This is a genomic window from Pseudarthrobacter sp. B4EP4b, assembly GCF_006680095.1.
Lineage (GTDB): Bacteria > Actinomycetota > Actinomycetes > Actinomycetales > Micrococcaceae > Arthrobacter.
In genome coordinates, this window is record NZ_VHIJ01000008.1 from 78,154 (window position 1) to 92,329 (window position 14,176).

General features: G+C 65.3%; 9 protein-coding genes. 8 read left to right on the top strand and 1 reads right to left on the bottom strand.

Annotated elements, in window-relative coordinates; all coding sequences use genetic code 11:
• Positions 1–79: 79 nt before the first annotated feature.
• From glmS to FNL14_RS03225, 8 genes are all read left to right on the top strand, one after another.
• Complete coding sequence (gene glmS / locus FNL14_RS03190; RefSeq protein ID WP_142057557.1) at positions 80–1,966, top strand: glutamine--fructose-6-phosphate transaminase (isomerizing); 1,887 nt, start codon at positions 80–82, stop codon at positions 1,964–1,966.
• A 115-nt stretch (positions 1,967–2,081) separates the two neighbouring features.
• On the top strand, positions 2,082–2,429 hold the full coding sequence (locus tag FNL14_RS03195; protein WP_013601780.1) for a holo-ACP synthase: 348 nt from the start codon (positions 2,082–2,084) through the stop codon (positions 2,427–2,429).
• A gap of 25 nt (positions 2,430–2,454) precedes the next feature.
• A complete protein-coding gene (locus tag FNL14_RS03200) occupies positions 2,455–4,050 on the top strand; it encodes an NAD(P)H-hydrate epimerase (protein WP_142057559.1) in 1,596 nt (531 codons plus the stop codon).
• A 64-nt stretch (positions 4,051–4,114) separates the two neighbouring features.
• The gene (glgX, locus tag FNL14_RS03205) at positions 4,115–6,370 is read left to right on the top strand and encodes a glycogen debranching protein GlgX (protein ID WP_142057561.1); all 2,256 of its coding nucleotides are present in this window, start codon (positions 4,115–4,117) and stop codon (positions 6,368–6,370) included.
• Positions 6,367–8,694: a malto-oligosyltrehalose synthase gene (treY, locus tag FNL14_RS03210; protein WP_142057563.1), complete on the top strand. Its 2,328-nt coding sequence runs from the start codon at positions 6,367–6,369 to the stop codon at positions 8,692–8,694. The genes glgX and treY overlap by 4 nt, the downstream gene beginning before the upstream one ends.
• Positions 8,691–10,460 carry a malto-oligosyltrehalose trehalohydrolase gene (gene treZ / locus FNL14_RS03215; protein WP_142057565.1) on the top strand — a complete coding sequence of 590 codons (1,770 nt, stop codon included), beginning with the start codon at positions 8,691–8,693 and terminating at the stop codon, positions 10,458–10,460. Before treY ends, treZ begins: the two co-directional genes overlap by 4 nt.
• A 103-nt stretch (positions 10,461–10,563) precedes the next feature.
• The gene (mgrA, locus tag FNL14_RS03220) at positions 10,564–11,604 is read left to right on the top strand and encodes an L-glyceraldehyde 3-phosphate reductase (RefSeq protein WP_142057567.1); all 1,041 of its coding nucleotides are present in this window, start codon (positions 10,564–10,566) and stop codon (positions 11,602–11,604) included.
• A 161-nt stretch (positions 11,605–11,765) separates the two neighbouring features.
• Positions 11,766–12,851 carry an inositol-3-phosphate synthase gene (locus tag FNL14_RS03225; protein WP_142057568.1) on the top strand — a complete coding sequence of 362 codons (1,086 nt, stop codon included), beginning with the start codon at positions 11,766–11,768 and terminating at the stop codon, positions 12,849–12,851.
• A gap of 234 nt (positions 12,852–13,085) precedes the next feature.
• On the opposite strand, the gene FNL14_RS03230 is transcribed toward FNL14_RS03225, so the two are convergent.
• Positions 13,086–14,036 carry a DUF559 domain-containing protein gene (locus FNL14_RS03230; RefSeq protein WP_142057569.1) on the bottom strand — a complete coding sequence of 317 codons (951 nt, stop codon included), beginning with the start codon at positions 14,034–14,036 and terminating at the stop codon, positions 13,086–13,088.
• Positions 14,037–14,176: the final 140 nt, after the last annotated feature.

Consider the following 14,176-nt stretch of genomic DNA (forward strand, 5'->3'; position numbering starts at 1 on the left):
GCCTCACGCGCAACAGAAGCGGCCGGTGCGCCGCGCCCCGGTTTAAGTCCCGGGCACCCCTGCCGATAGTCTTGAGCCTATGTGTGGAATCGTAGGATACGTGGGCCGTTCTGGTAACGGCGGAAGTCACAGTGCGCTGGATGTGGTCCTTGAAGGACTGCGCCGCCTGGAGTACCGGGGCTACGACTCCGCAGGGGTCGCTGTTGTGTCCCAGGGTTTGATCGAGTCCCGGAAAAAGTCGGGCAAGCTGAGCAACCTGATTGCCGAGCTGGAAGCCCGTCCGCTGCCGGAGACGGTGACCGGGATCGGGCACACCCGCTGGGCCACCCACGGCGGTCCCACCGACCGCAATGCGCACCCGCACTTGGCAGATGACGGCAAGCTCGCCGTGATCCACAACGGCATCATCGAAAACTTTGCCGAGCTCAAGCTTGAGCTGCTGGACAAAGGCGTTACCTTCCTGTCCGAAACGGACACCGAGGTGGCCGCTGCCCTGCTGGGCGACATCTTCCGGAACAAGCTCGGCGGCGACGCTTCCGACGGCGGCCTGACCCGGGCCATGGAGCTGGCCTGCCAGCGCCTGGAAGGTGCCTTCACCCTGCTCGCCGTCCACGCCGACCAGCCCGACGTGGTGGTGGCCGCCCGCCGCAACTCCCCCTTGGTGGTGGGCCTGGGCGAGGGCGAGAACTTCCTCGGTTCGGACGTATCCGGGTTCATCGACTACACCCGCCGCGCAGTGGAGCTGGGCCAGGACCAGATCGTCACCATCACCGCTGACACCGTGCAGATCACCGACTTCTATGGCAAGCCGGCCGAGGGCAAGGAATACCACGTGGACTGGGACCCGGCCTCTGCGGAAAAGGGCGGTTTCAGCTCGTTCATGGAGAAGGAAATCCACGACCAGCCCGACGCCGTAGCGCAGACCCTGCTGGGCCGCTCGGACATCAACGGCAAGCTGACGCTGGACGAGCTGCGTATCGATGTTGAACGGCTCAAGCAGGTCAACAAGATCATCGTGCTGGCCTGCGGCACGGCCGCCTACGCCGGCACCGTGGCCAAGTACGCCATCGAGAACTGGTGCCGCATCCCCACAGAGGTGGAGCTCGCGCACGAGTTCCGCTACCGCGACCCCATCCTGGACGAGAACACCCTGGTGGTGTCCATCAGCCAGTCCGGCGAGACCATGGACACGCTGATGGCCGTCCGCTACGCCCGCGAACAGGGCGCGAAGACCATCTCCATCTGCAACACCAACGGCTCCACCATCCCGCGTGAGTCCGACGCCGTGCTGTACACCCACGCCGGCCCGGAAATCGCTGTGGCCTCCACCAAGGCGTTCCTGGCCCAGATCACCGCCGCATACCTGCTGGGCCTGTACCTGGCGCAGCTGCGCGGGAACATCTTCTCCGGCCAGATCAAGGACGTCCTCGCGGACCTGAACAAGATCCCGGCGAAAATCCAGACCATACTGGACAACGCCGGCCCGCTGCGCGAGCTCGCCCGGAGCATGGCCAACGAGAAGTCGGTGCTGTTCCTGGGCCGCCACGTGGGCTACCCGGTGGCGCTCGAAGGCGCGCTGAAGCTCAAGGAAATCGCGTACATCCATGCCGAAGGCTTCGCCGCCGGCGAGCTCAAGCACGGCCCCATCGCCTTGATCGACGAAGGCCAGCCGGTGTTCGTGGTGGTCCCGTCCCCCCGCGGCCGCGAATCGCTGCACGCCAAGGTGATCAGCAACATCCAGGAAGTCCGTGCCCGCGGCGCCCGCACCCTAGTGATCGCCGAGGAAGGCGACGAAGCCGTGAAGGCCTACGCCGAGCACGTCTTCTACGTCCCCGAAACGCCCACCCTCCTGATGCCCCTGCTGACCACCGTCCCGCTGCAGATCTTCGCCGCGGAACTCGCCGCAGCCAAGGGCTACGACGTGGACCAGCCCCGCAACCTTGCCAAGAGCGTCACGGTCGAGTAGTTCGTCCGCGGACAGCGAAACCCCGGGTTCACCAACCCGGGGTTTCCGCTTTTAAGTCCTCTTGCGGATGCGCCGTGGTCCGGCCCGTAACATGCGTCACCGTAGAATAAGCCGCATGATTGTTGGCATTGGCGTAGACGTTGTAGACATCGAGCGGTTCGGCCGCCAGCTTGAGCGCACCCCCGGCCTCCGGGACCGTTTGTTCGTTCCCGCCGAGCGCGAGCTGAACACCAGGTCCCTGGCCGCGCGCTTCGCCGCCAAGGAAGCTGTGGCCAAGGTCCTCGGTGCGCCCGCCGGCATGAACTGGCAGGACTGCTGGATCGGCCTGGACCACAACGGCCCCACCGTCCAGGTCAAAGGCACCGTGTTGGCCGTCGCCGAGGCCAAGGGCGTCAAGCGCTGGCACCTCTCCATCAGCCACGACGGCGGCATCGCCACCGCCACGGTCCTGGCCGAAGGCTGAACCGGCGTCCCGCGCCACTGACGCCGTGATCAGCGCCTACACCGGAAAACAGGTCCGGCAGGCCGAGGAACCACTCCTCGCTGCCGGGCTCGGTGATGTCCTGATGCAGCGCGCCGCGCACGGGTTGGCGAACGCCATCATCCGGGAGCTCAAAGTCCGCAGCCTCCGGACGTACGGTGCGCACGTTGTAGTCCTCGCCGGTAAAGGAAACAACGGCGGCGACGGGCTGTATGCCGCGGCGTTCCTTGCCGCCCGGGGCATGCGTACGACGGCGATACTCACCTCTGACTCCGCCCATCCCCAGGCATCGGCTGCTTTTGAGCGGACCGGCGGGCGCGTCCGTCACCTCAGTGAGGCGGCACTCGGCGAGCTGGCGGCAGAAACGGCACGCGCCGACGTCGTCATTGATGCAGTGCTGGGAACCGGTGCCAAGGGCGGGCTGCGGGGGAGTGCCGCCAGCCTGGTCGAGGCCATCAACGAGGCCCGCTCCCAACCTGGCACCGCGGGCTTTGTGGTCGCGTGTGACCTGCCCAGCGGCGTGGACGCGGATACCGGCGGGGTCTCCGAACCAGTTCTCTCCGCTGACCTCACGGTGACCTTCGGAGCAGCCAAGGCGGGCCTGCTGGCCGACCCCGGCGCGGACTATGCCGGCACGGTGGAAGTGGTGCCCATTGGCATCGAAGAGCACCTCGGCAAGCCGGAGTTGCGCAGGCTCGAGGAGGCTGACGTCGCCCGCCTCCTGCCGCGTCCCGCGCGGCGGGCGCACAAATATTCACGTGGAGTGCTGGGAGTGGTGGCCGGCTCGGCAGACTATCCCGGCGCGGCCGTCCTCGCCTGCCGGGGCGCCCTGGCTGCCGGCGTGGGGATGGTCCGGTATTTGGGGCCGGCCGAGGTGGCTGATCTGGTGCGCCAGTCCTGCCCTGAGGTGGTCTGCAGTACCGACACTGTGGCGGACAACCGGGTCCAGGCCTGGTTGGTGGGCTCCGGGATGGGGCCGAATGACCATGACCAGCTGCAGCGCGCCAGGGACGCCGTCGGGTCCGGCCTGCCTGTGGTGGCCGACGCCGGCGCGCTGCCTGCCCTTCCCGAAGTCCCGGCGCCGCACGTGGTCCTGACCCCGCACGCCGGCGAGCTCGCCGCACTGCTGAAGAGGCTGGGCGGTGAAGAGGACCGTGCGGCTGTGGAAGCGTGCACCCTTGCCGCGGTTCGCCGGGCAGCCGCCCTGACCGGTGCCACGGTCCTGCTTAAGGGCGCCACCACACTCGTGGCCACGCCCGGTGGAGGTGTGTTCAGCCAGGCGGACGGCACACCATGGCTCGCTACTGCAGGCAGCGGTGACGTCCTGGCCGGCGTCATCGGCGCACTGCTCGCCCAGTTGGGTCCCGACGTCGGACGCTTCGGGAAGGTGGGCGTCGAACCTGAGGCGTCTTGGGCTGCCGTTGCCGCGCTGGGAGCCGCGCTACACGGCAAAGCCGGGAGGGCGGCGTCGGACGCTGTCAGCGGCGGACCGATCGCTGCTGGCGGAATCGCGGCGGCCTTGCCTCGCGTATGGGGTAAAGTAAGCACGCTTAGTAACTCTGGGGTCCGGAAACGTAATAGTCACACCTTGCCGTTACGGTAGGCATTAGTTCGCACCTGCAGTAGGGGCCCTTGGTTTTTGCTGTGGAATCACAAAGAGGAGCATTATGGAAGTCTGGCCTGGATCGGCTTATCCCCTTGGCGCCACGTACAACGGAACCGGCACCAACTTTGCCCTGTTCAGCGAACGAGCAGAAAAAGTCGAGCTCTGCCTCTTCGACGACGACGGCAAGGAAACCCGCATTCCCCTGGACGAGGTGGACGGGTACGTCTGGCACTGCTACATCCCGCAGATCCAGCCGGGCCAGAAGTACGGCTACCGGGTCCACGGGCCCTACGACCCCGCGTCCGGCAACCGTTTCAACCCCAACAAGCTCCTGTTGGACCCGTACGCCAAGGCCGTCCACGGCCAGGTGGACTGGGACCCGTCGCTGTTCACCTACAACCTGGGCGAGCCGGACTCCATCAACAACGAGGACTCCGCCAGCCACATGATGATGGGCGTGGTGATCAACCCGTTCTTCGACTGGGACGGTGACCAGAACCTCCGGATTCCCTACCACCAGTCGGTCATTTACGAAGCACACGTCAAGGGCCTCACCCAGCTGCACCCGGAAATTCCCGAAGAGCAGCGCGGCACGTACGCCGGCGTGGCCCACCCCGCGGTCATCTCACACCTCCAGAAGCTCGGCGTCACCGCCATCGAGCTCATGCCGGTGCACCAGTTCGTCAATGACGGCACGCTGCAGGACAAGGGCCTGAACAACTACTGGGGCTACAACACCATCGGCTTCTTCGCCCCGCAGAACACCTACAGCTCCACCGGCGACACCGGCCAGCAGGTCCAGGACTTCAAGGCCATGGTCCGTTCACTGCACAAAGCCGGCATCGAGGTCATCCTGGACGTGGTGTACAACCACACTGCCGAAGGCAACCACCTGGGCCCCACGCTGTCCTTTAAGGGCATCGACAACGCCGCCTACTACCGGTTGATGGAGGGCGACGAAAAGCACTACATGGACTACACCGGCACGGGCAACTCCCTGAACGTCCGCCAGCCGCACAGCCTGCAGCTGCTGATGGACTCGCTACGCTACTGGGTTACCGAAATGCACGTGGACGGCTTCCGCTTCGACCTCGCCTCCACCCTGGCCCGCGAGTTCTACGACGTGGACAAGCTCTCCACCTTCTTCGAACTCATCCAGCAGGACCCGGTTGTCTCCCAGGTCAAGCTCATTGCCGAGCCGTGGGACGTGGGTCCCGGCGGTTACCAGGTGGGCAACTTCCCGCCGCAGTGGACAGAGTGGAACGGCAAGTACCGCGACACCGTCCGCGACTTCTGGCGCGGCGAGCCCGCCACCCTGGGCGAGTTTGCCTCCCGCATCACCGGTTCCGCGGACCTCTACGAGCACTCCGGCCGCCGCCCCGTGGCGTCCATCAACTTCGTCACAGCACACGACGGCTTCACCCTTTCAGACCTGGTGTCCTACAACGAGAAGCACAACGATGCCAACGGCGAGGGCAACAACGACGGCGAATCCCACAACCGTTCCTGGAACTGCGGCGTCGAAGGCCCCACGGACGATCCCGAGGTCCTGTCCTTGCGGGCCCGCCAGCAGCGGAACTTCATCGCCTCGCTGCTGCTGTCCCAGGGCGTGCCCATGCTCCTGCATGGCGACGAGCTGGGACGTACCCAGCAGGGCAACAACAACGGCTACTGCCAGGACTCCGAGCTGACCTGGATCAACTGGGAATCCATTGACCAGCCGCTGGTCGAGTTCACCGCCGCGGTCAACGCCCTCCGCGCCAAGCACCCCACCTTCCGTCGCAGCCGCTTCTTCGACGGTCGGCCCGTCCTGCGGGGCGAGGGCGAGCGGCTGCCGGACATCGTATGGCTCGATCCCGACGGCGAAACCATGAAGCCCGAGGCTTGGGAAGCCGGTTTCGGCCGTTCGGTGGGCGTCTTCCTGAACGGAGACGGCATCCAGGGCAAGGACGCGCGCGGGCGGCGGATTACCGACGTCAACTTCCTGCTCTACTTCAACGCGCACGACGACACGGTCAAATTCACCCTGCCTTCGGACGAGTACGCGCCGGCCTGGGACATCATCATCGACACCGCCGGGCAAAATGCTGATACCGAACCTGTCAACGCCGGACAGCCGCTGCCCGTGGAGGCCAAGTCCCTGGTGGTCCTGCGCGCCCACACCATCGAGGAAGTCGAGCCTGACCACTCGGTCGCGGCGTCCCTGGCCGCCCTGACCCAGACCTCCACCAGTGAGACTGAGTCCCTCAGCACCCCCATGGTGGCAGAGCCGGGGAAGACCACGAAGGTGGGCTCGCGAAAGGCTTCGAAGAAATGAGGGTCCCTGCCTCCACTTACCGGCTGCAGATCCGCCGCAGCTTCACCCTGTTCGATGCTGCGGAGCAGGTTCCGTACCTGAAATCGCTTGGCGTGGACTGGGTGTACCTTTCGCCGATCCTCACCGCGGAGCAGGGCTCGGACCACGGCTATGACGTGACCGACCCCTCCGCTGTGGATCCGGAACGCGGCGGCCCGGAAGGACTGCTGGCCCTGTCCAAAGCTGCCCGCGAGCACGGCATGGGTGTCCTGGTGGACATCGTGCCCAACCACGTGGGCGTCGCGACTCCGGTGCAGAACCCCTGGTGGTGGTCCCTGCTCAAGGAGGGGCAAGGCTCACCCTACGCGGAGGCGTTCGACGTCGAGTGGGACCTGGCCGGGGGGAAGGTCCGGCTGCCCATGCTGGGTTCGGACGAGGACCTGGACAAGCTGGAGATTAAAGACGGCGAGCTCCGTTACTACGACCACCGCTTCCCGATCGCCGACGGCACGTATTCCGACGGCGATTCGCCGCAGCAGGTGCACAGCCGCCAGCACTACGAGCTGATCGGGTGGCGCCGGGCGGACGCCGAGCTGAACTACCGCCGCTTCTTCGCCGTCACCACGCTGGCCGGGATCCGGGTGGAAACCCCGCGCGTGTTCGAGGAAGCCCATGCCGAAGTGGGCCGCTGGTTCAAGGAGGGACTGGTGGACGGGCTGCGGGTGGACCACCCGGACGGCCTGGCAGACCCCGCCGGCTACCTGCGCTGGCTGAAGGACCTCAGCGGAGGCGCCTACATCCTCGTGGAGAAGATCCTGGAGCCGGGCGAAACCCTGCCGCAGGACTTCGCCACCGAAGGAACCACCGGGTACGACGCCCTGGCTGACGTGGACCGGGTATTTGTTGACCCCGCAGGCGAACAGACTCTCAACGAGCTTGACGCCAAGCTCCGGGAGTCTGCCGCACCCGCGGACTACGCCGAAATGATCCGGGGCACCAAGCGGATGATCGCTGACGGCATCCTCCGCTCAGAGGTGCTGCGCCTGGCCCGCCTGGTTCCCGAGTCCCACGGGCTTTCTGTAGAACAGGCCGCTGACGCCCTGGCGGAAATCATCGCCGCCTTCCCGGTGTACCGGACCTATCTGCCCACTGGGGCTGAAATCCTCAAGGAGGCCTGCGAGTCCGCCGCGGCCCGCCGGCCAGAGCTGGAGGTTGCGGTGGGCACGCTGCTGCCGCTGCTCCTGGACCCGGTAAACCCCATCGCGGTCCGGTTCCAGCAGACCTCCGGGATGGTCATGGCCAAGGGCGTGGAGGACACCGCCTTCTACCGCTACACCCGGTTGGGCACGTTGACGGAGGTGGGCGCCGAACCTACCGAATTCTCCGTGTCCTCCGAGGAGTTCCACCAGCGGATGCTGCGCCGGCAGGAACAGCTTCCGCTCTCCATGACCACGTTGTCCACGCACGATACCAAGCGCAGCGAGGACGCCCGGGCCCGGATCTCCGTGATCGCCGAACTGCCCCAGGAGTGGGCGGCCACCCTGAACACGCTCCGCGAACTGGCACCGATTCCGGACGGCCCCTACGAGAACCTGCTGTGGCAGGCAATCATCGGAGCCTGGCCGGCAAGCAGGGAACGGCTCCAGGGCTATGCCGAAAAGGCTGCCCGGGAAGCCGGCAACTCCACCATGTGGACGGACCCCAACGAGGAGTTTGAGTCCAGCGTCATGGCGGCTGTTGATGCCGTGTTCTACGAGCCTCGGGTGACCCAAGTGGTAGAGGACTTCGTTGCGCGCATTGATTCTTACGCCGCGTCCAACTCCGTTTCCGCCAAACTGGTCCAGCTGACCATGCCCGGCGTCCCGGACGTGTACCAGGGCAGCGAGTTCTGGGAACGTTCGTTGACTGACCCGGACAACCGCCGGCCCGTGGACTTCACGGTCCGGCAGCAGGAGCTGGCGAAGCTCGACGGCGGCCAGCTGCCTGAGGCGGGAACCGAAGCCAGCAAGCTTCTGGTCACCTCCCGCGCACTCCGGCTTCGCCGCGATAGGCCGGAACTGTTCCAGGGCTACACCCCGGTGAACGCGTCCGGTGCTGCTGCCGGGCACTTGCTAGCGTTCCACCGCGGCGCATCAGATGCTCCGGGAGCACTGGCGCTGGCCACCCGGTTGCCTGCAGGACTGGCGGCCGGCGGCGGCTGGCGGGACACCGCCGTCGAACTTCCGTCTGCCATGCGGGACGAGCTGACGGGGGCCGCTTACGGTCCCGGCAGCGTTTCGGTTGCGGATGTGCTGGGTACCTACCCGGTGGCTTTGCTGGCACCGGTGGATGGAGAACAGGCATGACCCTCGTCAACAGCGGTCCCGGGCGTTTCGACGTCTGGGCGCCGGACGCGCATTCGGTGATTCTGCAGGCGGACGGCCGGCAGTATCCGATGCTGAAAAAGGAGACGGCGCCCGGGCAGGAGGGGTGGTGGACCGCACCGGACGCACCCGGTGAGGGCGAGGTGGACTATGGCTATCTGCTGGACGGGGACGGCCACCCGCTGCCCGATCCACGCTCGCGCCGGCTGCCCGCCGGCGTCCACGAGCTCTCGCGCACCTTTGACCCCGCCGCGCACAACTGGCAGGACGGCGGCTGGAAGGGCAAGGACCTGCAGGGCTCGGTCATCTACGAACTGCACGTGGGCACTTTCACCCCCGAGGGCACGCTGGACGCCGCTGCCGGAAAGATTGGCTACCTGGCGGACCTGGGCGTGGACTTTGTGGAACTGCTCCCGGTCAACGGCTTCAACGGCACTCACAACTGGGGCTACGACGGCGTGCAGTGGTACGCGGTCCACGAAGGGTACGGCGGTCCGGAGGCCTACCAGCGGTTTGTGGACGCGGCCCATGCAGCCGGGCTCGGCGTCATCCAGGATGTGGTCTACAACCACCTTGGTCCCAGCGGCAACTATCTGCCCAAGTTCGGCCCGTACCTGAAGCAGGGGGACGCCAACACCTGGGGTGATTCCGTGAACCTGGACGGCCCCAGCTCGGACGTGGTGCGCGAGTACATCCTGGACAACCTCGCACTGTGGCTCCGGGACTACCACGTGGACGGACTCCGGCTGGATGCCGTACACGCCCTGCGCGATGAGCGGGCCGTGCACATCCTGGAAGAGTTCGGTGCCTTGGGCGATGCCATCTCGGCTGAAACCGGGCTGCCGAAAACCCTGATTGCGGAGTCGGACCTGAACAACCCGCGCCTGATCTACCCGCGCGACGCCAACGGCTACGGCCTGGACGGCCAGTGGAGCGACGACTTCCACCACGCCGTGCACGTCAATGTCAGCGGCGAAACCACCGGGTACTACTCCGACTTTGCGTCCCTAGCGGTTCTGGCGAAGGTCCTGAAGGACGGGTTCTTGCATGACGGCAGCTACTCCAGCTTCCGCGGCCGGCACCACGGCCGTCCCATCAATGCTGCCCTGGTTCACCCTGCGGCGCTGGTGGTGTGCAACCAGAACCACGACCAGATCGGCAACCGGGCCACCGGGGACCGGCTCTCGCAGTCACTGTCCTACGGGCAACTGGCCGTGGCCGCCGTGCTCACGCTGACGAGTCCTTTCACGCCGATGCTGTTTATGGGTGAAGAGTTCGCGGCGAGCACGCCCTGGCAGTTCTTCACCTCACACCCGGAACCTGAGCTCGGCAAGGCTACGGCGGAAGGCCGGATCAAGGAGTTCGAGCGGATGGGGTGGGATCCCGCCGTCGTTCCCGATCCCCAGGATCCGGAAACTTTCCGCCGGTCCAAGCTCAACTGGGACGAAGCATCGGGCGGGGACCACGCGCGCCTCCTGGAGCTGTACCGCTCACTCACGGCGCTGCGCCGCGAGTATTCCGAGCTTGCCGGCCTTGGCTTCGGCGAGACGGACGTCACCTTCGACGACGGCGCCGGCTGGCTGCGGTTCCGCCGGGGAAGCGTCGAGGTGGTGCTGAACTTCTCCGACGCCAAGCTGCGGTTGGACGACATTTCGGGGACAGTCCTGCTCGCTACCGACGAGGGAACCGGCCTTGACGGCGAAGCCCTCGCCCTGGCGCCATGGAGCGCTGCAATTCTGAAATCCTGATTCCTGCTGGAAAGTTACGCCGCCGGCTGGGCTCTGTCAGCCCGCGGCGTAACTTTTCCCGCCACCCTCTGTAGCGCCGGTCACAACTGGCAGGATGGAACGTATGACTTATTCCGCGGCGGAAGACCGCTACGAGACCATGCCCTACCGCCGGGTGGGCCGCAGCGGCCTGAAACTTCCGGCCATCTCGCTGGGCCTCTGGCACAACTTCGGCGACGACAAGCGCTTTGACGAACAGCGCGCCATCCTGCGGCGTGCCTTCGACCTGGGCGTCAACCACTTCGACCTCGCCAACAACTACGGCCCGCCGGACGGCTCCGCCGAAACCAACTTTGGCCGGCACCTCAAGGACGACTTCAAGCCGTACCGTGACGAGCTGGTCATCTCCACCAAGGCCGGCTACTACATGTGGCCCGGACCTTATGGCGAGTGGGGCTCCCGCAAGTACCTGATCTCCAGCCTGGACCAGTCACTGCAGCGCATGGGCCTGGACTACGTGGACATTTTCTACAGCCACCGGCCGGATCCCGAAACACCGCTCGAAGAGACCATGGGTGCCCTGGATTACGCCGTGCGTTCGGGCAAGGCCCTGTACGCGGGGATCTCGTCCTACACCCCGGAACAGACCCTGGAGGCAGCCCGGATCCTGAAGGAACTGGGGACGCCGCTGCTGATCCACCAGCCCAGTTACTCCATGCTCAACAGGTGGACCGAGAACGGCAGCCCCAACCTGTACGAGGCATTGGACCAGGTGGGGGCGGGTTCCATCGCCTTTTCGCCGCTGGCCCAAGGCATGCTCACCAACCGCTACCTCAACGGCATCCCTGCTGACTCCCGGGCGGCCAAGGCCCGGTTCCTGTCCGAGGACGCCATCACGGACGAGAAGCTGGAACGGATCCGAGGCCTGCACGCCATCGCCGAGGGCCGCGGCCAGACGCTGGCGCAGATGGCCATCGCCTGGATCCTGCGGGACCAGCCCAAGGGTTCGCCGGTTACCTCGGCACTGGTTGGCGCCTCCAGTGTTGCACAGCTGGAGGACACCCTGTCCGCCATCAACAACCTCGAATTCACCGCCGACGAGTTGACTGCCATCGACGAGTTCGCTGTGGAATCGGACATCAACCTCTGGAAACAGCCGGTCTGATTTCCGTCCTGCCATTCCAACAGGCGGGACGGGGGAACAAGCCTCCGTCCCGCTGTGTTGGGTACTATGAAAAGGCGCCGCGCGGCGCCGAGCCTGCCGGCCGTCGTCGTACTTCCCTCGAAGCCGAACCGGCCGGCTGACGTTTGTCCTAAAGGAGTTCCGTGTCTTCACATCCGATTCGTGTTGCAATCGTCGGCGTAGGAAACTGCGCCGCTTCGCTGGTCCAGGGTGTCCACTACTACAAGGATGCCGACCCCAAGGCCACGATTCCGGGCCTGATGCACGTTGAGTTCGGCCAGTACCACGTGGGTGACGTTGAGTTCGTCGCCGCGTTTGATGTCGACGGCAAGAAGGTCGGCGTTGACCTGGCCGACGCCATCCTGGCGAGCGAAAACAACACCATCAAGATCGCCGACGTGCCGCCCACCGGTGTCACTGTCCAGCGCGGCCACACCCTCGACGGCCTCGGCAAGTACTACCTCGAGACCATCGAACAGTCCACCGAAGAGCCCGTGGACGTGGTCCAGGCCCTTAAGAACGCCGCAGTTGACGTTATGGTCTGCTACCTGCCCGTTGGCTCGCAGCAAGCTGCCGAGTTCTACGCCCAGGCAGCAATCGACGCCGGCGTGGCATTCGTCAACGCCCTGCCCGTCTTCATCGCGGGCACCAAGGAATGGGCTGACAAGTTCACCGCCGCCGGCGTGCCGATCGTCGGCGACGACATTAAGAGCCAGATCGGTGCCACCATCACGCACCGCGTCATGGCCAAGCTGTTCGAAGACCGTGGTGTCACTCTGGACCGCACGTACCAGCTGAACGTTGGCGGCAACATGGACTTCAAGAACATGCTGGAGCGCGACCGCCTCGAGTCCAAGAAGATCTCCAAGACCCAGGCCGTCACCTCCAACGTCGAAGCCGAACTGGCTGCGAAAGACGTCCACATCGGCCCGTCCGACTACGTCCAGTGGCTTGATGACCGCAAGTGGGCCTTTGTCCGCCTCGAGGGCCGCAACTTCGGTGACGCCCCGGTTTCACTCGAGTACAAGCTGGAAGTCTGGGACTCGCCCAACTCCGCCGGCGTGATCATCGACGCCATCCGCGCCGCCAAGATCGGCCTGGACCGCGGCATCGGCGGCCCGCTGCTCTCCGCGTCGAGCTACTTCATGAAGTCCCCGCCGGAGCAGTTCAACGACGACCTCGCCCGCGAAAAGGTCGAAGCCTTCATCCGCGGAGACCTCGACCGCTAACCCCTTATTTCCTGCAGTTGGTACAAGGCCGCTCCCTCACCTTCGGGTGGGGGAGCGCCCATGTTTAACACGCCCCATCACCTTCCGCACCAATTTCGGGACGCCCCATCAGATCGTGCAGATTTTCCCGGAACGCCCCATCAGGTCAAGCAGGTTTTTGGTGGAACCCGTCCTTCCCACTGACTGGATTGCCCAAAAGTTGCCAGCGTCCTGCCGCTGTCCTGTTGCCCCGGTTCAGGCAAAGCCCGCTGCGTACGGATGATCTGTCCATGCGGTCCGCAGGTGCCGTCGAATCGCCTTAATAGCGAGTTCGAAATCGTCAGCGGTGTCGGCCTTACCGAATACCAGAACCGTCCAGCCAGCTGATTCGAAAGCCTTGTCACGCCGTCGGTCACTGAACTGCTGTGCATCAAGCAGGTGATGACCGCCGTCATACTGGATCGCAAGCCGACTGTGACGATAACCAAGGTCAGCAGTAGGAGACATGGCGTCATCTGGCCGAAGTGCAATCTGTAGATCTGGCTCGGGTAAGTTGGCGTCGGCCATGGCCAGCCGGAGCATTGATTCGGGAGCCGAATCAGCCCCTACCCGCATCAGCTCAAGCGCCTCCCGGGCGCGGATGATGCCCTGCAGGTTGGGGTGTCGGCCAACCAGAGCGCGAAGCCCGTCGAGTGTGTCGTAAGGGTCCGATCTACCCTCGAACTGCGGCCTTGGGATTCGAATGATCTGGTCTCCAAGACATACCAAATCGGCCAGGGACAGTCGGCGCGCTAAATCGAGCCAAGTACGCGACCGGGTACTGATCCGGATGCCACCCACTGATTCAACCTCGCCGTCCCTGGCAATAACGTTATGTGCGATCACGCCCTTTCGTCGCACTTGGGGCAAGTGCTTGGGCTTGCTCAAATGCAGTTCCGTGGAGTCCGAGAGCCAGGGCGGCAGTAGTTGGCAGTGCAGCCGCGCCGCAGTGACGTGGGAGATCCAGGCGCCTGGCGACACCTCGGACAGGACCTGTGCGGCGGCTTCGAGTTCAAAGCTCCAGCCGGACGGCCGGTACAGCTCCCGGCTTATATGGACGACATCCTGTCCGCGCAATCTGGAGGCGGGCACGCCTGACGCAAGCGCCGAGGCGTAGGTGAAGGGGGAACCCACCAAACGGGTAGGCAACTCGGAGCGATTATGCATGCTGGCATTGTGGCTCAAGAGGCCGTCCCGTTGCAGAAGTTATCCACAGGCGGGCGACGCCCACGCGGGAGATGGTGGGGCGTTGGTGTTTTGGGTGTGGGAGGTGGTGGGGCGTTGGTGTTTTGGGTGTGGGAGGTGGT